The organism is Pseudomonas sp. DP-17, assembly GCF_022380625.1.
In the GTDB taxonomy this organism is placed as follows: domain Bacteria; phylum Pseudomonadota; class Gammaproteobacteria; order Pseudomonadales; family Pseudomonadaceae; genus Pseudomonas; species Pseudomonas nitroreducens_A.
On sequence record NZ_JAKSXG010000015.1, the window covers coordinates 191926 to 218311 of the forward strand.

Annotated in this window: 25 protein-coding genes and 1 pseudogene; 5 read left to right on the top strand and 21 right to left on the bottom strand. The window is 64.4% G+C overall.

From position 1 onward, the window contains the following. Positions 1 to 46 precede the first annotated feature (46 nt). Positions 47 to 1195 (top strand): acyl-CoA dehydrogenase family protein, encoded by a 1149-nt coding sequence (locus MJ122_RS24635; protein ID WP_239746340.1) that lies wholly within the window; start codon positions 47 to 49, stop codon positions 1193 to 1195. Between the two features lie 14 nt (positions 1196 to 1209). Here MJ122_RS24635 and MJ122_RS24640 read toward each other — a convergent pair whose 3' ends face one another. The 3 genes from MJ122_RS24640 to MJ122_RS24650 form a co-directional block, all read right to left on the bottom strand. Continuing rightward, positions 1210 to 1749 (bottom strand): CbrC family protein, encoded by a 540-nt coding sequence (locus MJ122_RS24640; protein ID WP_239746341.1) that lies wholly within the window; start codon positions 1747 to 1749, stop codon positions 1210 to 1212. Positions 1750 to 1891: 142 nt separating this feature from the next. Further along, entirely contained in the window at positions 1892 to 2782 is an 891-nt protein-coding gene (locus MJ122_RS24645) for an SDR family NAD(P)-dependent oxidoreductase (protein WP_239746342.1), read from the bottom strand. Beyond that, positions 2779 to 4323 carry an NAD(P)/FAD-dependent oxidoreductase gene (locus MJ122_RS24650; RefSeq protein ID WP_239746343.1) on the bottom strand — a complete coding sequence of 515 codons (1545 nt, stop codon included), beginning with the start codon at positions 4321 to 4323 and terminating at the stop codon, positions 2779 to 2781. Before MJ122_RS24650 ends, MJ122_RS24645 begins: the two co-directional genes overlap by 4 nt. Before the next feature lie 93 nt (positions 4324 to 4416). Between MJ122_RS24650 and MJ122_RS24655 the strand changes: the two genes are divergently transcribed. Beyond that, the gene (locus MJ122_RS24655; RefSeq protein ID WP_239746344.1) at positions 4417 to 5133 is read left to right on the top strand and encodes a TetR family transcriptional regulator; all 717 of its coding nucleotides are present in this window, start codon (positions 4417 to 4419) and stop codon (positions 5131 to 5133) included. A 29-nt stretch (positions 5134 to 5162) separates the two neighbouring features. Next, the gene (locus tag MJ122_RS24660) at positions 5163 to 5558 is read left to right on the top strand and encodes a GFA family protein (protein ID WP_239746345.1); all 396 of its coding nucleotides are present in this window, start codon (positions 5163 to 5165) and stop codon (positions 5556 to 5558) included. 158 nt (positions 5559 to 5716) lie between these two features. Here the strand turns inward: MJ122_RS24660 and MJ122_RS24665 are convergent, their stop codons facing one another. From MJ122_RS24665 to ccoN (MJ122_RS24745), 17 genes are all read right to left on the bottom strand, one after another. After that, entirely contained in the window at positions 5717 to 6547 is an 831-nt protein-coding gene (locus tag MJ122_RS24665) for a metal-dependent hydrolase (protein WP_088420912.1), read from the bottom strand. 304 nt (positions 6548 to 6851) lie between these two features. After that, positions 6852 to 7400, bottom strand: coding sequence for an adenine phosphoribosyltransferase (locus MJ122_RS24670; protein ID WP_239746346.1), 549 nt, complete (start codon positions 7398 to 7400; stop codon positions 6852 to 6854). Positions 7401 to 7515: 115 nt separating this feature from the next. Beyond that, positions 7516 to 8250, bottom strand: a complete 735-nt coding sequence (gene anr / locus MJ122_RS24675) for a transcriptional regulator Anr (protein WP_017516826.1) — start codon at positions 8248 to 8250, stop codon at positions 7516 to 7518. A 257-nt stretch (positions 8251 to 8507) separates the two neighbouring features. Next, positions 8508 to 9890 (bottom strand): oxygen-independent coproporphyrinogen III oxidase, encoded by a 1383-nt coding sequence (gene hemN, locus MJ122_RS24680; RefSeq protein ID WP_088420914.1) that lies wholly within the window; start codon positions 9888 to 9890, stop codon positions 8508 to 8510. A 71-nt stretch (positions 9891 to 9961) separates the two neighbouring features. Beyond that, positions 9962 to 10687 (bottom strand): sulfite exporter TauE/SafE family protein, encoded by a 726-nt coding sequence (locus tag MJ122_RS24685; protein WP_088420915.1) that lies wholly within the window; start codon positions 10685 to 10687, stop codon positions 9962 to 9964. Further along, on the bottom strand, positions 10680 to 10901 hold the full coding sequence (ccoS, locus tag MJ122_RS24690; protein WP_026078772.1) for a cbb3-type cytochrome oxidase assembly protein CcoS: 222 nt from the start codon (positions 10899 to 10901) through the stop codon (positions 10680 to 10682). The genes MJ122_RS24685 and ccoS overlap by 8 nt, the downstream gene beginning before the upstream one ends. A 1-nt stretch (position 10902) precedes the next feature. Beyond that, entirely contained in the window at positions 10903 to 13380 is a 2478-nt protein-coding gene (locus tag MJ122_RS24695; RefSeq protein WP_239746347.1) for a heavy metal translocating P-type ATPase, read from the bottom strand. After that, a complete protein-coding gene (locus MJ122_RS24700) occupies positions 13377 to 13910 on the bottom strand; it encodes a FixH family protein (RefSeq protein WP_235154280.1) in 534 nt (177 codons plus the stop codon). The genes MJ122_RS24695 and MJ122_RS24700 overlap by 4 nt, the downstream gene beginning before the upstream one ends. A 141-nt stretch (positions 13911 to 14051) precedes the next feature. After that, positions 14052 to 15467 carry a cytochrome c oxidase accessory protein CcoG gene (gene ccoG / locus MJ122_RS24705; RefSeq protein WP_239746348.1) on the bottom strand — a complete coding sequence of 472 codons (1416 nt, stop codon included), beginning with the start codon at positions 15465 to 15467 and terminating at the stop codon, positions 14052 to 14054. 211 nt (positions 15468 to 15678) lie between these two features. Beyond that, entirely contained in the window at positions 15679 to 16644 is a 966-nt protein-coding gene (gene ccoP / locus MJ122_RS24710) for a cytochrome-c oxidase, cbb3-type subunit III (protein ID WP_017516819.1), read from the bottom strand. Next, complete coding sequence (locus tag MJ122_RS24715) at positions 16641 to 16832, bottom strand: CcoQ/FixQ family Cbb3-type cytochrome c oxidase assembly chaperone (protein ID WP_026078771.1); 192 nt, start codon at positions 16830 to 16832, stop codon at positions 16641 to 16643. The genes ccoP (MJ122_RS24710) and MJ122_RS24715 overlap by 4 nt, the downstream gene beginning before the upstream one ends. A gap of 5 nt (positions 16833 to 16837) precedes the next feature. Beyond that, on the bottom strand, positions 16838 to 17446 hold the full coding sequence (ccoO, locus tag MJ122_RS24720; protein ID WP_017516817.1) for a cytochrome-c oxidase, cbb3-type subunit II: 609 nt from the start codon (positions 17444 to 17446) through the stop codon (positions 16838 to 16840). After that, entirely contained in the window at positions 17446 to 18888 is a 1443-nt protein-coding gene (gene ccoN / locus MJ122_RS24725; protein WP_239746349.1) for a cytochrome-c oxidase, cbb3-type subunit I, read from the bottom strand. Before ccoN (MJ122_RS24725) ends, ccoO (MJ122_RS24720) begins: the two co-directional genes overlap by 1 nt. Positions 18889 to 19227: 339 nt before the next feature. Then, the gene (gene ccoP / locus MJ122_RS24730; RefSeq protein WP_017516304.1) at positions 19228 to 20151 is read right to left on the bottom strand and encodes a cytochrome-c oxidase, cbb3-type subunit III; all 924 of its coding nucleotides are present in this window, start codon (positions 20149 to 20151) and stop codon (positions 19228 to 19230) included. After that, a complete protein-coding gene (locus MJ122_RS24735; RefSeq protein ID WP_017516305.1) occupies positions 20148 to 20339 on the bottom strand; it encodes a CcoQ/FixQ family Cbb3-type cytochrome c oxidase assembly chaperone in 192 nt (63 codons plus the stop codon). Before MJ122_RS24735 ends, ccoP (MJ122_RS24730) begins: the two co-directional genes overlap by 4 nt. Positions 20340 to 20343: 4 nt before the next feature. After that, the gene (ccoO, locus tag MJ122_RS24740; protein WP_017516306.1) at positions 20344 to 20952 is read right to left on the bottom strand and encodes a cytochrome-c oxidase, cbb3-type subunit II; all 609 of its coding nucleotides are present in this window, start codon (positions 20950 to 20952) and stop codon (positions 20344 to 20346) included. 10 nt (positions 20953 to 20962) lie between these two features. Then, on the bottom strand, positions 20963 to 22387 hold the full coding sequence (ccoN, locus tag MJ122_RS24745) for a cytochrome-c oxidase, cbb3-type subunit I (protein ID WP_088420918.1): 1425 nt from the start codon (positions 22385 to 22387) through the stop codon (positions 20963 to 20965). A 121-nt stretch (positions 22388 to 22508) separates the two neighbouring features. Between ccoN (MJ122_RS24745) and MJ122_RS24750 the strand changes: the two genes are divergently transcribed. Continuing rightward, on the top strand, positions 22509 to 23207 hold the full coding sequence (locus tag MJ122_RS24750) for an alpha/beta family hydrolase (RefSeq protein ID WP_239746350.1): 699 nt from the start codon (positions 22509 to 22511) through the stop codon (positions 23205 to 23207). A gap of 89 nt (positions 23208 to 23296) precedes the next feature. Continuing rightward, a pseudogene (gene cprA / locus MJ122_RS24755) lies at positions 23297 to 24455 on the top strand (cationic peptide resistance protein CprA). Positions 24456 to 24693: 238 nt separating this feature from the next. On the opposite strand, the gene MJ122_RS24760 reads toward cprA, so the two are convergent. After that, positions 24694 to 26259 carry a PAS domain-containing methyl-accepting chemotaxis protein gene (locus tag MJ122_RS24760; protein WP_239746351.1) on the bottom strand — a complete coding sequence of 522 codons (1566 nt, stop codon included), beginning with the start codon at positions 26257 to 26259 and terminating at the stop codon, positions 24694 to 24696. Positions 26260 to 26386: the final 127 nt, after the last annotated feature.

Genomic DNA, 26386 nt, shown 5'->3' on the forward strand with positions numbered 1-26386 from the left:
AAGCAAGCGCTCGGTAAGTTTCAGTCAAACCGTCTGGAGCCTTGCCATGTCCGTGTTCGCCGAATACTTCGATGACAGCCACCGCCTGGTCCGCGACAGCGTGCGGCGCTTCGTCGAGCGTGAAATCCTGCCCTGCGTCGCCGACTGGGAGGAAGCCGAGGAGTTTCCCCGCGAGCTTTACCGCAAGGCGGGCGAGGCCGGCATCCTCGGCATCGGTTATCCCGAGGCGCTGGGCGGCAGCCACGAGGGCGACCTGTTCGCCAAGGTGGCGGCCAGCGAGGAGCTGATGCGCTGCGGTTCCGGCGGGTTGGTGGCGGGGCTGGGCTCGCTGGATATCGGCCTGCCACCACTGATCAAGTGGGGCCGTCCGGAGCTGCGCGAGCGCATCGCACCGCAGGTGCTGGCCGGCGAAAAGATCATGGCGCTGGCGGTCACCGAGCCCTCCGGTGGTTCCGACGTCGCCCACCTCAAGACTCGCGCCGTGCGCGACGGCGACCACTACCGCGTCAGCGGCAGCAAGACCTTCATCACCAGCGGCGTGCGCGCCGACTACTACACCGTCGCCGTGCGCACCGGCGGCGACGGCTTCGGTGGAGTCAGTCTGCTGCTGGTGGAGAAGGGCACTCCCGGCTTCACGGTGAGCCGCAAGCTGAAGAAGATGGGCTGGTGGGCGTCGGATACCGCCGAGCTGTTCTTCGACGATTGCAAGGTGCCGGTGGAAAACCTCATCGGCGCAGAGAACATGGGCTTCGCCTGCATCATGGCGAACTTCCAGAGCGAGCGCTTGGCACTGGCGATCATGGCCAACATGACCGCGCAATTGGCGCTGGACGAGGCGCTGGCCTGGAGCCGCGAGCGCGAGGCCTTTGGCAAGCCGGTCGGCAAGTTCCAGGTGCTCAAGCACCGGTTGGCGGAAATGGCGACGCAGGTCGAAGTGTCCCGCGAATTCACCTACCGCCAGGCGGCGAAAATGGCTGCCGGCAGGAGTGTGATCAGGGAAATCTCCATGGCCAAGAACTTTGCCACTGACGTTGCGGACCGCGTGACCTATGACGCGGTCCAGGTGCTGGGGGGCATGGGCTACATGCGCGAGAGCCTGGTGGAGCGGCTGTACCGCGACAATCGCATCCTTTCCATCGGCGGCGGCACGCGGGAGATCATGAACGAGATCATCGCCAAGCAGATGGGGCTCTGAGCCGCCCCGGTTGCTCAGGTGAAATCCATGCCGAAGTGCGTCGTGCCGCAGTGCAGGCAGCGGAAGTGGTAGATCGCCGGGTCGCCCGCCGGCTGGTAGTGCTCGACGACTTGCAGCCAGGTTTTCTCCGGCCAGGCGAAGTCAGGGAAATGCCCGGCCAGCCCGGCGGCGCCGAGGGCGACTATGTCCTCGCGCTTCGCATCGCCATGAAAGGCGCAGGCGTCACCGCAGCAACTGAGCCAATGCTCCTGCTGCCAGGACGCGAACCCCGGCGTGCGCTCGCAGACCTCGCGCACCACGGCATCGGGTACGCCGGCATCCAGCAGCGGATAGTCATCGGCGAAGCTCGCCTCGAAGCGCTCGGCAGCACTGCCATCGGCGATGCACCAGGGGCACAGGCAGTGCTCCGGCAGATCGTGGCGGGTGTAGACAGAAGCGGTGTAGATGAAGCCGCGTGCCTGCTCGCAGCACAGGCAGATCGCGTCCGAGGCGACCACGCTGCCGGTGGCAAGCGGGGCGGGGTGATAGCGGAAGGCAGGGAGCGTCTGGCTCATGGTCGTCATCCTTGGGTTCATTTCCAGGTGCGGACAGCCAGTATACGCAGCGCGACGAGTGCTGGAAAAACGGCGCCCATCCGGGGGTAAGGGGAATGGGCGCCGGCCCGTGAGGGAAAAAGGGACTCTTGGAAATGACGGATTACTTGGCCTCGTAGCCTTCGGTGGCGGCTTTGCGCTTGGGCTTGGGAGCGAAGCGCTTGGCCAGCTTCATGCTGCCGGTGACCACTTTCTGGTACCAGACCGGCAGCAGGCGCAGCATCACGTCGATGGCGTGGGCGTCGGTGCCGATCAGGATTCGACGCGAATCGCGCTCCACGCCGCGAAGGATCACCTGCGCGGCTTTCTGCGGGGTGGTGCGCAGCAGTTGGTCGTTGAACTGGGTGCGCGCGGCCTCCGCGTTCTGCCCGGTGACCTTGACCATGCTGTCGTTCATCCGGGCGGTCTTGGCGATGTTGGTCTTGATGCCGCCGGGGTGCACGCAGCTGGCGGAGACGCCGCCGCGCTCCATGTCCAGCTCCTGGCGCAGCGACTCGGTGAAACCGCGCACGGCGAACTTGGTGGCGTTGTATGCGCTCATGCCCGGCTGGGAGAACAGGCCGAACACGCTGGACACGTTGACGATGTGGCCGTCACCGGACGCCTTGAGGTGCGGCAGGAAGGCCTTGGTGCCGTAGACCACGCCCCAGAAATTGATGTTGGTGATCCACTCGTACTCTTCGTAGTCGCTGGCTTCCACGGTGCCGGCGTGGGCGACGCCGGCGTTGTTGAACACCAGGTTGACCTTGCCGTGTTCGCGTGCGGCCTTGTCGGCCCAGGCGTGCACCTGCTCGCGGTCAGCGACGTTCACGGTGTCGATGGATACACGTACGCCGGAGGAGGAGAGCAGCTGGCGGGTTTCCTCCAGGCCCACGGCATTCACGTCCGCCAGTGCCAGGTGGCAGCCACGGGAGGCCAGCTCCACGGCCAGGGCGCGGCCGATGCCGGAACCCGCGCCAGTGATGGCGGCGACTTTGTTCTCGAAGTTCTTCATGCCGGCACCTCCTCGGCGTGGCGTTGCGGTTGGACGACGGGGCTGCTCAGGGGCTTGGCCTTCAGATGATAGGCACCGGGGTCGAACTGGCTGGTCAGGGCGCGGAAGCGCCAGGTGAAGCCCGGCCACAGGGTGCAGTTGCGCCCGCTCACCGGGTGCAGGTACCAGCTCTTGCAGCCGCCGGTGTTCCACACGCTGTGGTTGAGGCCGCGCTGCAGCTTCTCGTTCCAGCGCTCCTGTACCTCTCCCTTGACTTCGACGCTCTGCAACTCGCGGCGATCCATCAGCTTGATGGCGCCCAGCACGTAGGCGATCTGCGATTCGATCATGTAGACCATGGAGTTGTGCCCCAGGCCGGTGTTCGGCCCCATGAGGAAGAACAGGTTGGGGAAGCCGCGGGTCATGGTGCCCTTGTAGGCTTCCGGGCCATTCTTCCAGGTGTCGAGCAGGTCGACGCCGCCCTTGCCGAATACCACGCCGCGGGGGATCGGGTCGTTGGCAGTGAAGCCGGTGCCGAAGATGATGGCGTCCACCTGGCGCTCGCGGCCGTCGCTGGTGATGATGCTGTTCGCCTTGATCTCGCGGATGCCGTCGACTATCACCGAGGAGTTGGAGGCCGCCAGTGCCGGGTAGTAGTTGTGCGACATGAGCACGCGCTTGCAGCCGATGGTGTAGTCAGGAATCAGCTTGCGGCGCAGGTCCGGATCCTTGATCTGCTGGCGGATGAAGCGCTCGGCCAGCCTGCCCACCAGTTTCATCGCCCAGGGCGCGAAGGTGAAGCCCAGTACGCGGCCTTCGAGCATGCTGTAGAGGGCGCCGCGCCAGAGTTTCTGTACGGCTGGAAAGTGTCGGAAGCGTGCGCGTTCCTTCTCGCTGATGGCGCGGTCCGGCTTGGGCAGGATCCACGGCGCGGTACGCTGGTAGAGATCGAGCTTGGCCACCAGCGGCTGGATTTCCGGGACGAACTGGATGGCCGAGGCGCCAGTGCCGATCACCGCGACGCGCTTGCCCTTGAGGTCGTAGTCATGGTCCCACTGCTGGGAGTGGAAGGCCTTGCCCTGGAAATTCTCCAGGCCCTTGAGCGCCGGGATCGAGGGAATCGACAGGGCGCCCATGCCGGAAACCACGGCCTTCGCGGTGTAGTGGTTGCCGGCGGCGTCGAACAGGTGCCAGAGCTGCTGATCGTCGTTCCATTCGAAGCGCGCCATCTCGGTGTTGAGCAGCGTCTTGTCTTCCAGGCGGTACTTCTTCCAGCAGTTCTCCAGGTAGGCGCGGATTTCCGGCTGGCGGGCGAACATGCGCGTCCAGTCCGGGTTTGGCTCGAAGGAGAAGGAGTAGACGTGGGATTGCACGTCGCAGGCGCAGCCCGGGTAGTTGTTGACCCGCCAGGTGCCGCCGACGCCGGCATCCTTCTCGAACAGCAGGAAGTCGTTCTCGCCTTCCTGCTTCAGGCGTATCGCCATGCCCAGCCCGGAAAAGCCGGTGCCGATGATGGCGATCTTGCAGTGTCTGCTCGCGGCAGACTTAGGTTGGGTGCCCATTGCCAAGCTCCTGTTATGATTGTTGCTGGCGTATACAACTGTCTACGTGTTGAAATGTAGACATCTGTATACCTTGGGAACAACCAACCTTAGATGGGGCCGGGCACCAGACTCATGGAAATCGGACAGGAAGAACGGCCAACCGAGGCCGCCGGCAAGCGCGCGCTGATCGACGCAGCGCTGCGCCTGGCGGCCAGCCGGCGCAGCCTGAGCAGTCTCGGCCTGCGCGAGCTGGCGCGGGAGGCGGGGCTGAACCCGAACACCTTCTACCGGCACTTCGGTGACGTGGACGACCTGGGGTTGGCGATCATCCGCGACATCGCTACCCAGTTGCGCCAGCCGCTGCGCGAGCTGCGCCGCGAGGCGGCCGAGCGGGCCCAGCCGGGGGAGGGCGCCGCCAGCGTGCCCTTTGGCCTCGACCTGGAGCGCGGCCAGCGGGTCACGCGGGAAACCGTGCGACTGTTCTTCGATTTCGTCGAAGGCAACCCTCAGGCTTTCATCATCGGCGTGCGCGAGCTCCACGGACCCTCACCGGTGTTGCGCGAGGCGCTGGCGCGGGTGATGGACGAGTTCGGCGAGGACATGGCCGAGGACATCCGCCAGTTCCACCTGCTGCCGGACATCGACGAGAACGAGCTGAACCAGCTCTCGCGGCTGATCAGCCGGCAGCTGTTCCAGCAATCGCTGGATTACCTGGAGCGCCCGCCGGAGCAGCGTGGGGAAGTCTGCGCCCTGGCCGAACGACAAATCCTGTTGCTCTTCACCGGCGTCGCGGTGCTGCAGACCTTCGGCATGCTGGCTAGGCTCTGAGTCTTTCTATTCGAGCGGAGACTGCTGCCATGTTGCCCTTGCCCCTGTTCGGCGGCTGCGCCTGTGGTGCGGTGCGCTACCGGCTGGATGCCGAGCCCGAGGAAACCGGTTACTGCCACTGTCGAATCTGCCAGAAATCCAATGCCTCACCGGCAGTGCCCTGGGCGGTGATTCCACTGAAGGGCTTCGCCTATACCGCCGGCGAGTTGGGGATGTGGCGTTCCAGCGAGGACGGCGAGCGGCGCTTCTGCGTGAAGTGCGGCACGCCGATGGAGTTCCGCCTGCGCGACGGCGACACGGTGGGGCTCAATACCGTGACCCTGGACGACCCGGAGCTGGTCAAGCCGCAGTGCCATGTCTGGTGTTCGTCGCAGCTGTCGTGGTTCGACACCGTCGATGATCTGCCAAGGCGCGCTGAGGGCTAGCCGGCATTCGTAGGAGCGGACTCTGTCCGCGATAGGTTCGCATCGCGCCGGACGACATCGCGGACGGAGTCCGCTCCTACGTAGAGATAGCCTTGGGTGCATCGGGCTGAATGTAAAACGCCAGGCAATGCCTGGCGTTTTCATTTGCACCCTAGGGATCAGCCCGCGAAATCCAGTTGGTCCTTCCAGCGGGTTTCCAGCGCCTTGGTGTCATGGTCGAAGGGGTGGAAGCCGGGACGGAAGTAGTCCAGCCAGGGGCGGATCAGGTTGACGAAGTAGCCGCGGCGCGGATGCAGCAGCACGCCCAGGCCGTGCTTCCAGCTGCGCCAGTTGAACAACTGGCCGTCGCGGCGCAGCAGGTTGATCTGGAAGCCGGCGATGACGCTCAAGAAGATCACGGTGGTCAGCAGCATCACTGCGGTGCGGGTGAAGTAGCCTCCGTAGACCTGCTGGTAGACGTCGTAGGCCACCGCCTTGTGCTCGTTTTCCTCTACGGCGTGCCACATCCACAGCTTGTACATCTTGTCCGACTTCATCTGGCTGCTCAGGTCTTCGCGCTTGAGCAGTTGCTCGGCCATGGTCGCGGTGAAGTGTTCCAGGGCGCAGGTGATCGCCAACTGGTGCTTCTTGGTGGTGACCTTGCTGATGGATTCGAGCAGCACCTTGATGCGCAGCTCCAGGGTCTCCAGGTCGATGCCGTGCTCGTCGGCGTATTCGTTGTAGGCCGCGTGCTCCTTGGAGTGCATGGCCTCCTGGCCGATGAAGGCACTGACGTCCTTCTGCAGCTGAGGGTCCTGGATGCGCTCGCGCACGGCGCGCACGCTGTCGACGAAGAACTTCTCGCCGTAGGGGAACAGCGAAGACAGGTTGTTCATGAAGTGGGTCATGAAGGGTTGCCCGTCCCACCAGTATTTCGGCGTTTCGCTGAAGCTGAAATCCATGCGGCGGACCGGGAAATTGGCGCGGATCGGTGTGGTACTGGCGTTCATGACTAACTCCTTGTTGTTTTGCGGGCGCCTGGTAAAGGGAAGCGCGGCAAGTGGCAACTGCGGCAACCCGAGCGAGCCCTGTCGTTAGTTCGCGATGCCACCTGGGAATGTGTCATCGGTTGATGTCATGTTCGGAGTCTTGTCGGACAATCGAAAGGTCATATGTGGCCGCGACCAAGTCGAATCCGGCCAAACAGGCCAAGACCAGCCATTGGATGGGGCGTTTGCAGAAGAGGGAGGCGGGGGCAGGAGTGCGGAAACGAAAACGGGCGCCCGAGCGCCCGTTTCCAGCAACAGCGCTATTTCACTGCTCGTCGAGGGCGAAGGCAGTCAGGCTGTAGGTGGGGATTTGCGCGTCGTTGAGTCTGGTTGAGCCACCCAGTTCCGGCAGGTCGATGATCGCGGCGGCCTCGAAGACACTGGCGCCCATGCGGCGAACCAGTTGGGCGGCGGCCAGCAGAGTACCGCCGGTGGCGATCAGGTCATCGAAGATCAGCACCCTGTCGCCTTCGCACAGGCTGTCGGCGTGGACTTCCAGCAGGGCTTCGCCGTACTCGGTCTCGTAGGCCTGCGCGAGCACATCGGCCGGCAGCTTGCCGCGCTTGCGGAACAGCACCAGGGGCTTGTTCAGCTCGTAGGCGATGATCGAACCGATCAGGAAGCCGCGCGCATCCATGGCGCCGATGTGGGTGAAATCGGCCTCGACGTAGCGCTGGATGAAACTGTCGGCGACGAAGCGCAGGGCTCGCGGCGACTGGAACAGCGGGGTGATGTCGCGGAACATGACGCCGGGCTTGGGAAAGTCGGGAACGGCACGGATCACGGACTTCAGGTCGAGTGGGTTGAGGATCATGCTGGATGTGCACCTGATGCGGTTTTTGCAGAGGCCAAAGTATAACGGGCCCGCCAGTCGGCGAGCCCGTTTTCGATGACCGGAAAGTCAACCAATGGGTCAGCTTTCGTGTCTGTCAGCTTTCCAGCTGGCCGCCGGCCAGTGCGCACAGTTCGATGGAGTCGAGGATGTGCACTTCCTTGCCTTCGGCGGCGATCAGGCCGTTCTGCTGGAAGCGGGTGAATACGCGGGAGACGGTCTCCACCGCCAGGCCCAGGTAGTTGCCGATCTCGTTGCGCGACATGGCCAGGCGGAACTGCTGCGCCGAGAAACCACGGGCGCGGAAGCGTGCAGAAAGGTTCACCAGGAAGGTGGCGATGCGCTCGTCGGCGGTCTTCTTCGACAGCAGCATCATCATCTGCTGGTCGTCGCGGATTTCGCGGCTCATCACCCGCAACAGCTGGCGGCGCAGTTGCGGCAGTTGTTCGGACAGCTCGTCCAGACGTTCGAAGGGAATCTCGCAGACCGAGGTGGTTTCCAGGGCCTGGGCCGATACCGGGTAGCTTTCGGTGTCCATGCCGGAGAGGCCGACCAGTTCGCTGGGGAGGTGGAACCCGGTGATCTGCTCTTCACCGCCGTCGGTGATGCTGAAGGTCTTCAGGGCGCCGGAGCGCACGGCGAAGACGGAGCCGAAGGTATCGCCCTGGCGGAACAGGAACTCGCCTTTCTTCAGCGGTCGGCCGCGTTTGACGATCTCATCGAGGGCGTCCATGTCGCTGTGGTTCAGCGACAGGGGCAGGCAGAGGGGAGCCAGGCTGCAATCCTTGCAGTGCGCCTGGGGCAGGGCGCGCACTTTGATGGTTTCGGCCATGAGTGTTCCTTGAATGGGATGGCACACAAAAACCAAGGGTACCGCAGACCGCAAGTCGCGCGCCAGTTGGCGACCTGTCTGAATCGCTGGTCCCAGCGACGGGGATGAGGTTTCACGGGGGTTGTATCGGGGCTCGAATCCTTTCGAAAAGGGCCGCGGCAGGGCGGTTGCTGTGGGTGGCGGCGCTGGACATATCCTGTATCAATGGGTGCGACAGTTGGCCCTGTACCGTCGGTCGTGCAGCGGGAACTCGCGGATCAGATGACCCGCGAAAAACGCTGGAGGTTCTGCAAGGGCAGGTAACGGTCGAACAGCATGCACAGCGAGCGCACCAGCAGCCGGCCGGAAGCGCTGACGTCGATGCCGCGTGGGCCGAGGGTGATCAGGCCATCCCGGGCGAAGCGTTCGAGGTCCTCCCAGATCTCTGCGAAATAACCGCGGAAGTCGATGTTGTAGAGGTCCTCGATGTCTTCGAAGTCGAGTTGGAAATGGCAGATCAGCTGCTGGATCACCGCGCGGCGGATCAGGTCGTCCTTGTTGCAGTGCAGGCCGCGGCGGGTGGCGAGCTGGCCCTGGTCGAGGGTGTTCTGGTAGTCGGCGATGTCGTTGCTGTTCTGGCAGTAGAGGTCGCCGATCTGGCTGATCGACGAGACGCCCAGGCCCACCAGGTCGCAGTGGCCGTGGGTGGTATAGCCCTGGAAGTTGCGCTGCAGGGTGCCGTCTTCCTGTGCCATGGCCAGCTCGTCGTCCGGCAGGGCGAAATGGTCCATGCCGATGTAGCGGTAGCCGGCGGCTTCCAGTTGCTCGGTGGTGCGCTGCAGCATTTCCAGTTTCTGCGCCGGGGAGGGCAGGTCTTCGGCGTTGATCCGCCGCTGTGGCGGGAAGCGCTCGGGAAGGTGCGCATAGTTGAACACGGACAACCGGTTGGGCTGCAGCGCGATGACCTGTTCGACGGTGCGGGCGAAGGTGTCCGGGGTCTGCCGGGGCAGGCCGTAGATCAGGTCGATGTTGATCGAGCGGAACTGCAGCGTGCGCGCCGCATCGATGATCGCGCGGGTCTCGTCGAAACTCTGCAGGCGGTTGATGGCCTGCTGCACGTCCAGGTTGAAGTCCTGCACGCCGATGCTGGCGCGGTTGAAGCCCAGCTCGCGGAGCAGGCCCATGGTCGACCAGTCGGCCTCGCGCGGGTCGATCTCGATGCCGTAGTCGCCGAAGTCGCCCTCGACGAAGTGGAAATGGGTGCGCAGTTGCGCCATCAGCTCTCGTAACTGGCCGGGGCTCAGGAAGGTCGGGGTGCCTCCGCCGAAATGCAGCTGCTCGACTTGCTGCTGGCGCCCCAGGTGGCGGCTGACGATCTCGATTTCATGGATGAGACGGGCGAGGTAGGGGGCGCTGCGGCCACGATCCTTGGTGATGACCTTGTTGCAGGCGCAGTAGTAGCAGATGTTCGCGCAGAACGGGACGTGCACGTAGAGCGAGAGCGGGCGCTGGGCCTTCTGGCTATCGCGCAGCGCGTGCAGCAGGTCGAAGGGTCCGACTCCTTCGTGGAACTGCACGGCTGTGGGATAGGAGGTGTAGCGCGGGCCGGACAGATCGTATCGGCGTATCAGATCTGCGTCCCAGCGAATATTGTCGAGCATGCCGATGTCCCCGGTGGCGAGCTTTTCCTGCGCAGTCTAGGGAGAGTCCGACCGAGGCCTGTTGACCTGTATCAAGCGGCTTTATGGTGGGAAATGCCGGCGCTGGCGTGCATCTCGTGGCCCATGATCCAGGCCTGGTGGGGGCCGGGCAGGGTCCACAGGCCGAAGAGGATCACCAGGATGCCGCCGGCCATGCGTACGCTGCGCTTGCGCAGCAGGGCGGTGATGCGCTCGGCGGCCAGCCCGGTCGCCAGCAGCACCGGCCAGGTGCCCAGGCCGAAGGCGAGCATCAGCAGGGCGCTGTCCACCGCCGAACCCTGGCTGGTAGCCCAGAGCAGGGTGCTATAGACCAGGCCGCAGGGCAGCCAGCCCCAGAGTGCGCCCAGCAGCAACGCGCGCGGCACCGTGGCGACCGGCAACAGGCGGCTGGCGTAGGGCTGGATGCGCTTCCACAGGCCTCGGCCGAGCGCTTCGATGCGAGTCAGGCCGCTCCACCACCCGGCCAGGTACAGGCCCATGGCGATCAGCAGCAGGCCTGCAACCACCCGCAGCGCCGAGGCGAAAGGCGTTCGCGCCACCGCCCAGCCGGCGAGGCCGAGCAACAGGCCGGCGCAGGCGTAGCTGAGGATGCGGCCAAGGTTGTAGGCCAGCAGCAGGCGCAGGCGCCGGCCGCGTTGCTCTGCTGGAATGGCCATGGTCAGCGCACCCATCAGGCCGCCGCACATGCCCAGGCAGTGACCGCCGCCGAGCAGGCCGAGGATCAGTGCCGACGCCAGCAGCGGCGCCAGATCAGGCATCGCGCTTGTCCTGCTTCTGGCTGGCCTGGGACTCGTCACCCTCGGCTTCGTCGATGCCGGCCTGGTGCCTGGGGTCTTCGTCGTCGAACAGGATGCTGTGGGCCGGTCCGTCCAGGTCGTCGTACTGGCCGCTGTTCACTGCCCAGAAGAAGATTGCGATGCAGATGCCGACGATGACCACGGCAACCGGAATCATTATGTAGAGAGCGGGCATTTCAACTCCGTGGCAGCGCCTGCGCCGCTTGCGGGGCGGCTGGCAGGGCAGTGGTCGCTGGCGGGGCGCCGGCGCCCTTGGGCAGCCGGGTCAGGCGCAGGGCGTTGAGCACCACGGTCAGCGAGCTGATCGACATGCCCACCGCCGCCCACACGGGGGTGATCCAGCCGAGGGCGGCGAAGGGCAACATCAGGCCATTGTACAGTCCCGCCCAGACCAGGTTCTCGATGATCACTCGACGGGTGCGGCGGGCCAGGCCGAAGGCCTGCACCACGCTGTCCAGGCGGTTGGACAGCAGCACAGCGTCGGCGCTGGTCTTGGCCAGATCAGTGGCCGACCCCATGGCAACGCTGATGTCGGCGGCGGCCAGCACGGGAACGTCATTCACGCCGTCACCCAGCATCAGCACGCGGTGGCCTTGCTGGTGGAGCTGGCGGAGCACCTCCAGCTTGTCGTCCGGGCGCAGGCCGCCCCGGCAGTCGTCGATGCCCAGTTCGGCGGCGACGCGGCCAACCATGGGCGAGCTGTCGCCGGACAGCAGCAAGGTGCGCCAGCCACGGGCGCGGCAGGCGTCGAGCAGGTCGGCGGCGTCTTCGCGGATGCGATCGTCCAGCACCAGCCAGGCGAGGACGCCATTTTCATCCCCCAGCAGCAACCATTGGCCCGGCTCCTGCGGGTGTTCGGGCGCGGCGCTGCCGCTGAGAGCGCAGACGAAGGACGGTTCGCCGATGCGCAGGCGGCGCTCGCCGGCCACGCCTTCCAGGCCCAGGCCGGGATGGCTCTCGACATTCTCGGCGGGCTGCGGCGCGCGTCCGAAGGCGCGGGCGATGGGGTGTTCGGAGCGGTTTTCCAGCGCGGCGGCCAGGGCCAGGCAGGCGTCGCTGTCCAGTGTCCCCAGCGGCCGGACCGCACGTAGCGTCAGCCGACCTTCGGTAAGGGTGCCGGTCTTGTCGAAGATCACCGTGTCGATGTGATTCAGGCCTTCCAGCACGTGACCACGGGTCACCAGCAGGCCGAGCTTGTGCAGACTGCCGGTGGCGGCGGTCAGTGCGGTCGGCGTGGCCAGGGAGAGGGCGCAGGGGCAGGTCGCCACCAGCATCGCCAGGACCACCCAGAAAGCGCGTGACGCGTCATGCTGCCACCAGAACAGCCCGACCACGGCGGCGAGCACCAGTAGCGCGATGAGGAACCCTTGCGCGGCCTTGTCGGCGAGTTCGGCGAGGCGCGGTTTGTCCGATTGCGCGCGTTCGAGCAGGCGAACGATGGCCGACAGCCGGCTGTCGCCGCCCAGTGCCTTGACCTGCACGGTCAGCGGGCCCTCGACGTTGAGGGTGCCGCCGGTGACGCTGTCGCCACTCTGGCGCGGCTGCGGCAGGTATTCGCCGGTGAGCAGGGATTCGTCGACGCTGGACTGGCCGTCGAGGATCAGGCCGTCCGCAGGGATCACCGCGCCGGGCTGCACCAGCACACGGTCGCCGACCTTCAGTTCGCTGAGCAATACGCGGCTGCTCTGGCCGCTTTCGTCCAGGCGCAGGCACGATGCGGGCAGCAGGTTGACCAGCTGCGCAGTGGCGGCGGCGGTGCGTTCGCGGGCGCGGCGTTCGAGGTAGCGGCCGGCGAGCAGGAACAGGGCGAACATGCCCACGGCGTCGAAGTACAGGTCGCCGTGACCGGTGACGGCGGTCCAGATGCCGGCCAGGTAGGCGCCGCCGATGGCCAGGGACACCGAGACATCCATGGTCAGGTGGCGTGTGCGCAGGTCGCGCACGGCACCGCGGAAGAATGGCTGGCAGGAGTAGAAGACGATGGGTGTGGTGAGGAACATCGCCACCCAGCGCAGGATCTCGTGCAGTTCGGGGCTCAGGTCGATGTTGAATTCCGGCCAGGTGGCCATGGTCGCCATCATCGCCTGGAACCACAGCAGGCCGGCGACACCCAGTTGGCGCAGCGACTTGCGGTTTTCCTGGTGCAACTGCTCGGCGGCGCGGTCCGGTTGGAAGGGGTGTGCGGCGTAGCCGATCCTGCGCAGTTCGGCGAGCAGTTCGCTCAGCGGCAGTTCGCTGTCGGACCAGCGCACATGCAGGCGGTGGTTGGACAGGTTGAGGCCAGCCTCGGCGATGGCGGGCAGGCCCTTGAGGTGTTTCTCGATCAGCCAGCCGCAGGCGGCGCAGCTGATGCCTTCCATGATCAGCGTGGTCTCGGCCAGCTCGCCCTTGTGCTGGACGAAGGGTTGCTGGACGTCGGGGCGATCGAACAGCTTCAGCTCATCGGCGAGCTGTTCGGGCAGGGCGTCAGGATTGGGCGCAGCTTCGGTGCGGTGGCGGTAATAGCCTTCCAGGCCGCCGGCGACGATGGCCTCGGCCACGGCCTGGCAGCCGGGACAGCAGAATTCGCGGAGTTCGCCCAGGACGGGCGCAACGAAGCGGCTGCCGGGGGGAACCGGCAGCGCGCAGTGGTAACAGAGCAGCGGGGCGCTCATGGGCGCTCGGCTTCATCTCCGCTGAGGGGCTCGTCGCCGAGGTCGAAGGAGCCGCCGGGGGCGACCTTCTCTTCCTCGAACAGACGCCAGGTCTTGCCGTTCTCCTCGCCGAGCAGTTCGACGAAGCGGCGACCCTTCACGGCAGCATCCAGGCTGGCGGTGTAGCGGCCCGGCTCGGCGGGTGCCGCGCGCAGCTCCAGATGCTTGTCCTGGGACTCCAGGGTAGGGGAGAGCAGGTTCAGGGTGAGCGTCGCCGGGCGGCTGTCGCCGGTGAGGCGCAGGTCCACTTCGCCGGTCAGCTCGTCGAAGCTGATCTTCGCGCGCAGCTTGAGCTGCTGGGCGAGGTGCTCGCGGTCCAGGGAGCGATTGATGCCCTTGCCGGCTTCGTAATAGTTGTCGCTGACCAGGGAGTCCTGGTTGTTCACGGCGATGTTGACCATCGTCAGGCTGAGGGCGATCGAGGTGGCCAGCATGGCGATGATGATCCAGGGCCAGAGGTGCTTGTACCAGGGTTCCACGGGCGTTTTCATGGCCGATTGCATGGTCTTGAGTTCTCTCGCTGGCAACGCCGCGCTGGCGCTGCCCGGTGAAGGGGCGGGCAAATTCTACGTGCTTCGCCCGGCACTGGCACCCCATGCGCAACATGGGGTGCCAATTCGTTCAGCGGCGGTTCAACGAACGCGCGGGCCGATGAAGCGGCTGCTGGATTCCTTGCTGATGGACGGGTCGTCCACCGACTGGATGGTGAAGCTGATCTCGTTGGTGGTGGAGGGCAGCTTCTCCGGGTCGATGGACAGTTCCACCGGCATGGTGAAGATGTCCCCGGCCGCCACCGAGATTTCCTTCTTGCCTTCCAGGATCAGGCCGTCCATGCCCTTGGCGCTGAGCACGTAGGTGTGGTCCTTCTGGTCCTTGTTCATGACCTTCAGGCTGTACACGTTCTCGATCCGGCCTTCGGCGTTCTCGCGGTAGAGTACGCGGTCCTTACTGACGTCGAAGCCCACCAGCGGGCGCAGGAAGATGGCAGTGATCAGCAGGCAGATCATGATGCACAGGGCGATGGCGTAGCCGATCAGGCGCGGGCGCACCAGGTGGGTCTTCTGCCCGGACAGGTTGTGTTCGGTGGTGTAGCTGATCAGGCCGCGCGGGTAGTTCATCTTGTCCATGATGCTGTCGCAGGCGTCGATGCACGCGGCGCAGCCGATGCACTCGATCTGCAGGCCATCGCGGATATCGATGCCGGTCGGGCAGACCTGTACGCACATGGTGCAGTCGATGCAGTCGCCCAGGCCCTGGGCCTTGTAGTCCAGAGACTTCTTGCGCGGGCCACGCTTTTCGCCACGACGCGGATCGTAGGAGACGATCAGGGTGTCCTTGTCGAACATCACACTCTGGAAGCGTGCGTAGGGGCACATGTAGATGCACACCTGCTCGCGCAGCCAGCCGGCGTTGCCGTAGGTGGCGAGGGTGAAGAAGCCGACCCAGAAGTACGCCCAGCCGTCCGCCTGGCCGGTGACCAGGTCGCTGAGCAGTTCGCGCATGGGGGCGAAGTAGCCGACGAAGGTCAGGCCGGTGACCAGGCCGATCAGCAGCCAGAGGCTGTGCTTGGCAATCTTGCGCAGCAGCTTGTTGCCGCTCATGGGCGCCTTGTCGAGCTTCATGCGCTGGTTGCGGTCACCTTCGGTGACCTTTTCGCACCACATGAAAATCCAGGTCCAGACGCTCTGCGGGCAGGTGTAACCGCACCAGACGCGGCCAGCGAACACGGTGATGAAGAACAGCCCGAACGCGCTGATGATGAGCAGGCCCGAGAGCAGAATGAAGTCCTGCGGCCAGAAGGTGGCGCCGAAGATGTAGAACTTTCGCTCGGGCAAGTCCCAGAGCACGGCCTGGCGGCCGTTCCACGTCAGCCACACGGTGCCGAAGTAGAGAAGGAAGAGGAGGGCGCCCCCGGCCATGCGGAGGTTTCGGAAGAACCCGGTAAAGGCTCGGGTGTAGATCTTTTCCCGGGAGGCATAAAGGTCGACGCTTTCACCCTTGCCCTTGGTGGGCGGAGTAACGTCCTGGACCGGAATCTGTTTGCTCATCAGTGCATTCCACGGCAGCGGGAGGGCGCCCTGTCGATACATGCCGAGAGGGTCAGAAATATGCTTGCACGCCTAACAATGATACGGCGTGGTGGGTGTTGCAACGGTGCGACAGTTGGTCGCGCAAGGAATTATGGACCCAGAAATAGAGCGGCGCCGGTATAGAAACCGGCGCCGCTGGGTGTCGCTATGGGTGTAGGAAAGAGGAGGATTATTCCGCGCTCTTCTCACCTTCACCATGGGACAGGCTGTACACGTAGGCAGCGAGCAGGTGAACCTGATCCTTGCCCAGACGTTCAAGCTGAGCGGGCATCTGGCCCTGACGGCCGTAGCGGATGGTCTGCTGCAGCTGAGCGAAGCTCGAGCCGTAGATGAAGGCAGCCGGGTGGGTCAGGTTCGGTGCGCCCATGGCTGCAGTGCCTTTGCCTTCCGCGCCGTGGCAAGCCACGCAGTTGGTGGCGAAGATCTTCTGGCCGTTGGCGACCTGGTCGTCAGTCACGCCTTCTGGCAGCTTGCGGCCGTCCAGCTTGGTGGTGACGAAGGCTGCTACGTCATGAACCCCCTGGTCGCCGATGACTTCGCCCCAGGCCGGCATGGCCGCGTGGCGACCGCCTTCGATGGTGGCGATGATGTCCTTCGGCTCGCCGCCCCAGCGCCAGTCGGCGTCGGTCAGGTTCGGGAAGCCGTGGGCGCCCTTGGCGTCGGAACCGTGGCAGACGGAGCAGTTGGAAGCGAACAGGCGGTTACCCATTTTCAGGGCCTGTTCGTCCTTGGCCACGTCCTCGATCGGCATGGCGCCGAACTTGGCGTACAGCGGGCCGTACTTCTCGTCGGCCTTGGCCATTTCCTTTTCCCACTGGTGCACACCGGTCCAGCCTTTTTCGCCATTGGCGAATTCGGCCTTGTCCTGGTAGCCCGGCAGCAGACCCTTCCAGTTGCCCAGGCCCGGATAAAGAACCAGGTAGGCGAGGGCGAAGATGAAAGTGGCCACGAACAGCATGAACCACCACTTCGGCAGCGGGTTGTCGTACTCCTCGATGCCGTCGAAGGCATGCCCGACGGTCTCGTCGGTGGCTTCGCTGCGCTGGCCGCGACGGGTGGCGAACAGCAGCCACGCCAGGGCGAAGATGGTGCCCAGGGTAAGTACGGTGACGTACAGACTCCAGAAGGTTGTCATTCTTTGTTGCTCCTAGAAGCTTGCTCTTGCTCGACGTGCTTTTTGGCGACCGGGTCATCCGCGAAGGGCAGCATGGCGTCTTCGTCGAAGCGCTCCTTGCGTTTGCCGCCGTAGGCCCAGAGCAGGACGCCGACGAAGGCGACCATGACTACGACTGTGCCGATTCCACGAATGGTTCCGATATCCATCACAGTCACCGTTTGCTCTTGATGATGGTGCCGAGGCCTTGCAGGTAGGCGACGACAGCGTCCATCTCGGTCTTGCCTTTGACGGCGTCACGGGCACCGGCGATGTCTTCGTCGGTGTAGGGCACGCCCAGCGTACGCAGGGCTTCCATTTTCTTCGCCGTGTCCTTGCCGTCGAGCTTGTTCTCCACCAGCCAGGGGTAGGAGGGCATCTTCGATTCCGGCACCACGTTGCGCGGGTTGTACAGGTGCGCGCGGTGCCAGTCGTCGGAGTAGCGGCCGCCCACGCGGGCCAGGTCCGGACCGGTACGCTTGGAACCCCACAGGAACGGGTGGTCCCAGACGCTTTCGCCGGCGACGGAGTAGTGGCCATAGCGCTCGGTCTCGGCGCGGAACGGACGGACCATCTGCGAGTGGCAGCCTACGCAACCTTCGCGGATGTAGATGTCACGGCCTTCCAGTTCCAGCGCGGTGCGCGGCTTCATGCCTTCGACCGGCTTGTTGGTGACGTCCTGGAAGAACAGCGGAACGATCTGGGTCAGACCGCCGATGCTCACCGCAATGACCATGAAGAAGGCCAGAAGGCCGATGTTCTTCTCGACTACTTCGTGCTTCATCAGTGAGCTCCTACAGCGGGGATCTGGGCAGCGGCATCGGCGTCAGCCAGTTTGAAACCGCGCACAGTACGGAAGGTGTTGTAGGCCATCAGCAGCATGCCGGAGGCGAAGAAGGCGCCGCCCAGTGCGCGGACGATGAAGCCCGGGTGGCTGGCCTGCAGGGCCTCCACGAAGGAGTAGGTGAGGGTGCCGTCGGCGTTGATCGCACGCCACATCAGACCCTGGGTGATGCCGTTGACCCACATCGAGGCGATGTACAGCACGGTACCGATGGTGGCCAGCCAGAAGTGGGCGTTGATCAGGCCAACGCTGTGCATCTGCTCGCGGCCGAAGACCTTCGGAATCAGGTGGTACAGGGAGCCGATGGAGATCATCGCAACCCAGCCCAGAGCGCCGGCGTGTACGTGGCCGATGGTCCAGTCGGTGTAGTGCGACAGGGAGTTGACGGTCTTGATGGCCATCATCGGGCCTTCGAAGGTGGACATGCCGTAGAAGGCCAGGGACACCACCAGGAAGCGCAGGATCGGGTCGGTGCGCAGCTTATGCCAGGCGCCCGAGAGGGTCATCATGCCGTTGATCATGCCGCCCCAGCTCGGAGCCAGCAGGATCAGGGACATCACCATGCCCAGGGACTGCGCCCAGTCCGGCAGGGCGGTGTAGTGCAGGTGGTGCGGGCCGGCCCAGATGTACAGGGTGATCAGTGCCCAGAAGTGCACGATGGACAGGCGATAGGAGTAGATCGGACGCTCGGCCTGCTTCGGAACGAAGTAGTACATCATGCCGAGGAAGCCGGTGGTCAGGAAGAAGCCCACGGCGTTGTGGCCATACCACCACTGGATCATCGCGTCGGTTGCGCCGGCGTAGATCGAGTAGGACTTGAAGGCGGTTACCGGGATTTCCATGCTGTTGACGATGTGCAGCATGGCGGTCACGAGGATGAAGCCACCGTAGAACCAGTTGCCCACGTAGATGTGCTTGGTCTGGCGCTTGACGATGGTGCCGAAGAACACCACCGCGTAGGTAACCCAGACGATGGCCAGGAGGATGTCGATCGGCCATTCCAGCTCGGCGTACTCCTTGGAGGAGGTGTAGCCCAGCGGCAGGGTGATGCCGGCCAGCACGATCACCGCTTGCCAACCCCAGAAGGTGAAGGCAGCGAGGCTGTCAGAAATCAGGCGGGTCTGACAGGTGCGCTGTACGACGTAGTAGGAAGTCGCGAAGAGAGCACAGCCGCCGAAGGCGAAAATCACCAGGTTGGTGTGCAGCGGACGGAGGCGGCCGAAACTGGTCCAGGGCAGGTCCAGGTTCAATTGGGGCCAAACCAACTGTGAGGCGATGTAAACACCGAGCCCCATTCCAAGTATCCCCCAGACCACCGTCATGATGGCGAACTGGCGGACGACCTTATAGTTATAAGCAGTCGGACTGATTGCTGTGCTCATTCTAAGGTTCCACGGTTTTTGGATTTTATGGACAAAAAAACGGCGGCAAGTATGGAGAAAGCAGGTGGCCATTGCAACGCGCCGGACCGGGGTGCGGTGCCGGTTTCACGCCTGCTTCAGAGCGCTTTGCGCCCCGGTTTGACGCACGTTTCGGCTCGCTCGTCCCAACCTGGAAAGTGGATCAGGTTAGTCGTATTGCAGGTTTGCGAATGGAAATGAGCTTAGACGCGAACGGGAAGGGTGTGAAGAAGGGGAGTTAGAGAGGGTGCGACACTTCGTCGCGATATTGCGGGAGAGAGAAACTCGCGCCCTTTCCAGGGCGCGAGTTGGGGCGGGAGTTTACTTCGCCTGGCCGGAAATGTTGTAGATGTAACCGGCGAGAATGTGCACTTTATCTTTGCCCAGGTACTGCTCCTGCGCTGGCATCTGGCCCTGACGGCCGTGGCGGATGGTCTGCTGCAGTTGCGCGTAGCTGGAGCCGTAGATGAAGGCGCCCGGGTGGGTCAGGTCAGGCGCACCCATCATCGGATTGCCTTTGCCTTCAGGGCCGTGGCAGGCGACGCAGGTGGTGGCGAAGAGCTTGCCGCCGTTGTCGACGTTGTCCGCGGTCACGCCCTCGGGCAGCTTGCGTCCGTCCAGGTTGGCGGTAACGAAGGCGGCTACATCCTGCACGCCCTTGTCGCCCAGCACTTCACCCCAGGCCGGCATGGCGGCGTGGCGGCCACCCAGGATGGTGGTCTCGATGTCCTGGGCAGTGCCGCCCCAGCGCCAGTCGCTGTCGGTCAGGTTCGGGAAGCCTTGGGCGCCCTTGGCGTCCGAGCCGTGGCAGATGGAGCAATAGGTGGCGAAGAGTCGCTCGCCCATTTTAATGGCTTGCGGGTCTTTCGCGACTTCTTCCACGGGCATGGCCGCGTATTTGGCGAAGATCGGGCCGTATTTTTCCTTGGCCAGGGCTTCTTCACGCTCCCATTGCTTGTCCTGGGTCCAGCCGCCGTCGTAGCCCGGAAGGACGCCTTTCCAGTTCCCCAGTCCGGGGTAGAGGACCAGATAGCCGGCGGCGAACACGATGGTGCCGACGAACAACATGAACCACCACTTGGGCAGCGGGTTGTCGTATTCCTCGATGCCATCGAAGGCATGGCCCATGGTCTGGTCGGTGGTGTTCGAGGATTGCCCGCTGCGGGTGGCGAATACCAGCCACAGCAGGGCGATCAGCGAGCCGACTGTTAGAACGGTGATGTACAGACTCCAGAAGGTAGTCATGCGTTGTTGCTCCTAGAAGCTTGCTCTTGCTCAGCGTGACGCTTGGCTGCCGGGTCATCCGCGAAGGGCAGTAGCGCGTCTTCGTCGAAGCGCTCCTTGCGTTTGCCGCCGTAAGCCCAGAGCAGTACGCCGACGAAGGCCACCATCACGATGACGGTGCCGAGGCCGCGAATGGTCCCGATATCCATGCTGTCACCGCTTGTTCTTGATGGAGGTGCCGAGGACCTGCAGGTACGCGACCACCGCGTCCATTTCGGTCTTGCCTTTGACGGAATCGCTGGCGCCAGCGATGTCGTCGTCCGTGTAGGGCACGCCCATGACACGCATCACTTCCAGTTTCTTCGCCGTGTCCTTGCCGTCGAGCTTGTTCTCGACCAGCCAGGGGTAGGCGGGCATCTTCGATTCCGGCACCACGTTGCGCGGGTTGTAGAGGTGCGCGCGGTGCCAGTCGTCCGAGTAACGGCCGCCGACGCGGGCCAGGTCCGGACCGGTACGCTTGGAACCCCAGAGGAACGGGTGGTCCCAGACGCTTTCGCCGGCGACGGAGTAGTGGCCATAGCGCTCGGTCTCGGCGCGGAACGGGCGGATCATCTGCGAGTGGCAGCCTACGCAACCTTCGCGGATGTAGACGTCACGACCTTCCAGTTGCAGCGCGGTGTAGGGCTTCATGCCTTCGACCGGGGTGTTGGTGACGTCCTGGAAGAACAGCGGAACGATCTGGGTCAGGCCGCCGATGCTGACGGCGACGGCCATGCACAGGGCCAGCAGGCCGACGTTTTTCTCGAGTACTTCGTGTTTCATGTCGGTCTCCTCAGGCCATCTGCGCCGCGGCTTGCATTTCAGCCGGCTTGGCCGCAGCGACGGTGCGCCAGACGTTGTAGGCCATGACCAGCATGCCCAGCAGGAAGATGGCACCACCGATCATCCGCACGATGAAGCCGGGGTGGCCGGCGGCCAGGGCTTCGACGAAGGAGTAGGTGAGGGTGCCGTCGGAGTTCACTGCGCGCCACATCAGGCCCTGGGTGATGCCGTTGACCCACATGGAGGCGATGTACAGCACGGTGCCGATGGTGGCCAGCCAGAAGTGGGTATTGATCAGGCCCACGCTGTGCATCTGCTCGCGGCCGAAGACCTTCGGGATCATGTGGTAGAGCGAGCCGATGGAGACCATGGCGACCCAGCCCAGAGCGCCGGCATGCACGTGGCCGATGGTCCAGTCGGTGTAGTGGGAGAGGGCGTTGACGGTCTTGATGGCCATCATCGGGCCTTCGAAGGTGGACATGCCGTAGAAGGCCAGGGACACCACCAGGAAGCGCAGGATCGGGTCGGTGCGCAGCTTATGCCACGCGCCCGAGAGGGTCATCATGCCGTTGATCATGCCGCCCCAGCTCGGAGCCAGCAGGATCAGGGACATCACCATGCCCAGGGACTGCGCCCAGTCCGGCAGGGCGGTGTAGTGCAGGTGGTGCGGGCCGGCCCAGATGTAGACGGCGATCAGTGCCCAGAAGTGCACGATGGACAGGCGATAGGAGTAGACCGGACGCTCGGCCTGCTTGGGTACGAAGTAGTACATCATCCCCAGGAAGCCGGCGGTCAGGAAGAAGCCCACGGCGTTGTGGCCGTACCACCACTGGATCATCGCGTCGGTGGCGCCGGAGTACAGCGAGTAGGACTTGGTCAGGCTGACCGGGATTTCCAGGTTGTTGACCACGTGCAGGATGGCCACGGTCAGTATGAAGCCGCCGAAGAACCAGTTGCCCACATAGATATGTTTGGTCTTGCGCTTCATCAGCGTGCCGAAGAAGACGATGGCGTAGGAAACCCAGACGATGGTGATCAGGATGTCGATCGGCCACTCCAGCTCGGCATACTCCTTGGAAGAGGTCATGCCCAGCGGCAGGGTGATGGCCGCGCACAGGATCACCAGCTGCCAACCCCAGAAGGTGAAGGAAGCGAGCGGGCCTGCGAACAGGCGGGTCTGGCAGGTGCGCTGTACCGAGTAGTAGCTGGTGGCGAACAGTGCGCAGCCGCCGAAGGCGAAGATCACCGCATTGGTGTGCAGCGGACGCAGGCGCCCGAAGCTCGTCCACGGTAAGCCGAGGTTAAGGTCCGGCCACACCAGTTGCGCGGCGATCAGGACACCGACGGCCATGCCGACGATCCCCCACACCACTGTCATAATGGCGAACTGGCGGACCACCTTATAGTTATAAGCGGTCTGATTGGTTGTGCTCATTTATGGGCTTCCATCCACGGTTATGGGCTATGCCCATCCCGGCAAGGTTTTTTACGGCTTACGGCGTATGCCGCCCCTCCCCCTTGGGATAGGTACTAATTCGAAATTAGCGGAGTGAAGGATGGATAAAGGCACCTCTGTGAATATTGATTCGGATCAATTGGCGCCTGAGACCCGTGTCGCGCGTGCCTGCGGTCCTTTGTCGCTGTTGCGGAACCCGGCGCGGGACGAAGTGTCGGCGACGCTGGTTCTGGCGCATGGAGCGGGGGCGCCGATGGACAGTCCGTTCATGGACGACGTCGCCGCGCGTCTGGCCAAACGAGGTATCTCGGTGGTGCGCTTCGAGTTCCCCTATATGGCTATGCGCCGCGAGGACGGGAAGCGCCGCCCGCCGAACCCGCAGAAGCAGTTGCTGGAATGCTGGCGGCAGGTCTACGCGCAGGTTCGCGCCGAGGTCATGGGCAGGCTGGCGATTGGCGGAAAGTCCATGGGCGGGCGGATGGCCAGCCTGCTGGCGGACGAACTGGGCGCCGATGCGCTGGTCTGTCTCGGCTACCCGTTCTATGCCGCGGGAAAGCCGGAAAGACCTCGTGTTGCCCATCTCGCCGAATTGAAGACGCCGACCCTGATCGTGCAGGGCGAGCGTGATGCGCTGGGTGATCGCCCCACCGTCGAAAACTACTCACTGTCGCCGACAATCCAGTTGCACTGGCTGGCGGCGGCCGATCACGACCTCAAGCCGCTCAAGGCCTCCGGGCTGACCCATGAGCAGCATCTGGAAAGCGCCGCCGCCAGGATCGAAGCGTTTCTATTGCCCTAATCGGTCCTTAATGCAGGCGTTCCTATCCTCGCTGGCGTCGGCTCCCTGCAGCCGACGCCCCGCTTCCAGAGGACAGGCCGAACGCTGCCATGAACCCCGATTACGCTGAACGCATTGCCACCCAACCCCTCCGATATGCCCCCGGCGCCGCGCACAGCCTCCTGCTGACCGGTGCCACCGGCTTCCTCGGCGGCGCCGTTGCCGCCCACCTGATCGTTGACGGCCATGGCCCGAGGTTGCTGTTCCTGGTCCGCGCCGAAACGCCAGGACAGGGCCTGGAGCGGCTACGCGACAACCTGCGCCTGCATTGCGTGCCGGAGAGGGCTTTGGAAAGCCTGGAGGAGAGCCAGGTTCTCTGCGGCGACCTGCTCGACACCGCCTGGATGCACGGCGAGCGTGCCCGCCTGATGCGCGTGGAACAGGTGATCAACTGCGCGGCGGTGGCCTCGTTCTCGAAGAACCCGAACATCTGGCCGGTGAACGTCGAGGGCACCTTCGCCTTCGCCCGGCTGCTCAGCCAGTCGCGCAACCTCAAGCGCTTCTTGCACGTCGGCACGGCCATGTGCTGCGGGCCGCAGCGCGAGTCGCCGGTGCGCGAGTCCTGGGATTTCCCCGATAGCGAAGAGCAACTGGTGGACTACACCGCCTCCAAGGCCGAGATCGAGCGGCGCATGCGCGAGGAACTGCCGTCGCTGCCACTGGTGGTGGCGCGGCCTTCCATCGTGGTCGGGCACCGTGAGTTGGGCTGCCGGGCCTCGGGGAGCATCTTCTGGGTTTTCCGCATGGGCTTCGCGCTGGAGAGCTTCACCTGCGGCCTCGACGAGCAGATCGATGTGATCCCGGTGGACTACTGCGCCGAAGCGCTCGTGGCCCTGGCGCTGAAGCCGGCGTTGAGCCACAGCCTTTACCACATCTCCGCCGGCCACGGTTCGGCCTGCACCTTCGGTGAGATCGATCGCGCCTATGCCGACGCGCGTGGCGAGGAACCGGTGGGTGTGCGCTACCGCAAGGTCAGCAGCGAAGACCTGCGCGAGCTGGCCGGCAGCTTCGAGAGCCGCATCGGCAAGGCCAATCCAAGGCTGGTGCTGCGGGCGCTGCGCCTGTACAGTCAACTACCTGTTTGACAACCAGCGGCTGCTGGACGAAGGCATTGCCGCACCGCCACGCTTCACCGATTACGTGGAGGTGTGCGTGCATTCTTCACGGGATGTCAGCATTCCGGCGCAGATGCAGTGGGATTTCAAATAGCTGGCAGGCACACCCGGTGGGGGCAACTGTCACTCTCCTAAGGTCTGTGCCTTGGGTTTTCCCTCTCCCGAACCCTCTCCCTGAAGGGTTAGGGGGACTGGTTCGGTGCGGGTTGAAACGATTGCTTCAGCGCCACGGAAATAGCCCTCTCCCTTCGGGGTGGGGCGCGCAGTCAGGGCCGGGAGAGGGCGAGCCTCAGAAGGACTTTCCCTACGGGAAAGCGGCTTCAGGTCCGGCCTCAGCGATTGAAGCGCTCCACCAGCGAGTACTGCCGGTGCGCGGTCTGCGTCAGCTCTTCGCTGAGCATGGCGGTGCGCTGGGCTTCTCCGGAGGTCTGGTCGGCGAGGCTTGCGATGGTGCTGATGTTGCGGTTGATCTCCTCGGCCACGGCGCTCTGCTCTTCTGCGGCAGCCGCGATCTGGGTGGTCATTTCGGTGATGTTGGCCACCGCGTCGCTGATGCCCACCAGCGCATTGTCCGCCTGCAGCACACGATCCACGCCTTCGTCGGCCTGGCGGCGCCCGGATTCCATGGCGCGCACCGCCTCGGTGGCGGTGTTCTGCAGGTTGGCGATGAGCTGGTGGATCTGCCCGGTTGACTCGGCTGTGCGCTGAGCCAGGGAGCGGACTTCATCGGCGACCACGGCGAAGCCGCGACCCATCTCTCCAGCGCGTGCAGCCTCGATGGCGGCATTGAGCGCCAGCAGGTTGGTCTGATCGGCAATGCCCTTGATCACATCGACGACGCCACCGATCTGCTCGCTGTCGCGAGCCAGTTGGCTGACCGCTTCGCCGGTTTCACCCACGGAGCTGGACAGCCGCTGCATGGCCTCGCGGGTCTCGGCGGCGATCTGCCGGCCTTCGGTGGTCAGGTCGTTGGCCTGGCGCGTAGCGTCGGCGGTGCGCTGCACGTTGTCGGCCACTTCCTGGGTGGTGGCGGCCATCTGGTTGACAGCGGTAGCGACCTGCTCGGTTTCCTGGCGCTGGCGGTCCAGCCCGGCGGAGCTGTGGTGAGCCAGTGAGTCGGCTTCGCGGGCCTGCTCGGTGAGGGTTTCGGCAGTGTCCTGCAGACGGGTCAGACAGGTCTTCAGCCGTGCTTCCTGGCTGAGGATGGACATTTCCAGGCGCGCCTGGGCGCCACGGCTGTCGGTGTACATCTGCGCGATCAGCGGGTCGGAGGTGGTCTGCTCGGCCAGACGCAGCAGCCGCTTCAGCCCGCGCTGCTGCCAGCCCAGGCCGGCCAGGCCCAGCGGAATCGAGAGCAGGGCGGCCAGCAGGAAGCCCCAGTGGGAGTTCAGCCAGGCACCGATGAGGAAGCCGATCTGGCCGATCAGGATGAACGGCAGCCAGTCCAGCAGCACCGGCAGCCAGCGGTCGCGGGTGGGGATGGCCGATTTGCCGGCATTGATCCGCGCGTACAGCGCTTCGGCACGGCGCACCTGCTCGGCGGTGGGTTTCACCCGCACCGATTCATAGCCGACGATCTCGTTGCGCTCATAGATGGGCGTGACGTAGGCGCTGACCCAGTAGTGGTCGCCGTTCTTGCAGCGGTTCTTGACGATGCCCATCCACGGGCGGCCCTTCTTCAGGGTCGTCCACATGTGCGTGAACACGGCCGGCGGTACGTCCGGATGGCGCACGAGGTTGTGTGGCGCGCCGATCAGTTCCTCGCGGGAGAAGCCGCTGATGGCGGTGAAAGCCTCGTTGGCGTAGCTGATGACGCCGCGCGCGTCGGTGGTGGAGATCAGCCGCTGTTCGGCGGGGAAGGTGCGTTCACGCTGGGTGATCGGCTGGTTATTGCGCATCAGGCTGGTATCTCGGAAAAGGCGAAATGGTACGTCTGTCCAGCTTATCGGCCGCCGGAGCGAAAATTTGATGGCAATCACAAAAAAATGTCAGAAGAGTGACGCCGAGAGAATGACGATAGCCTAT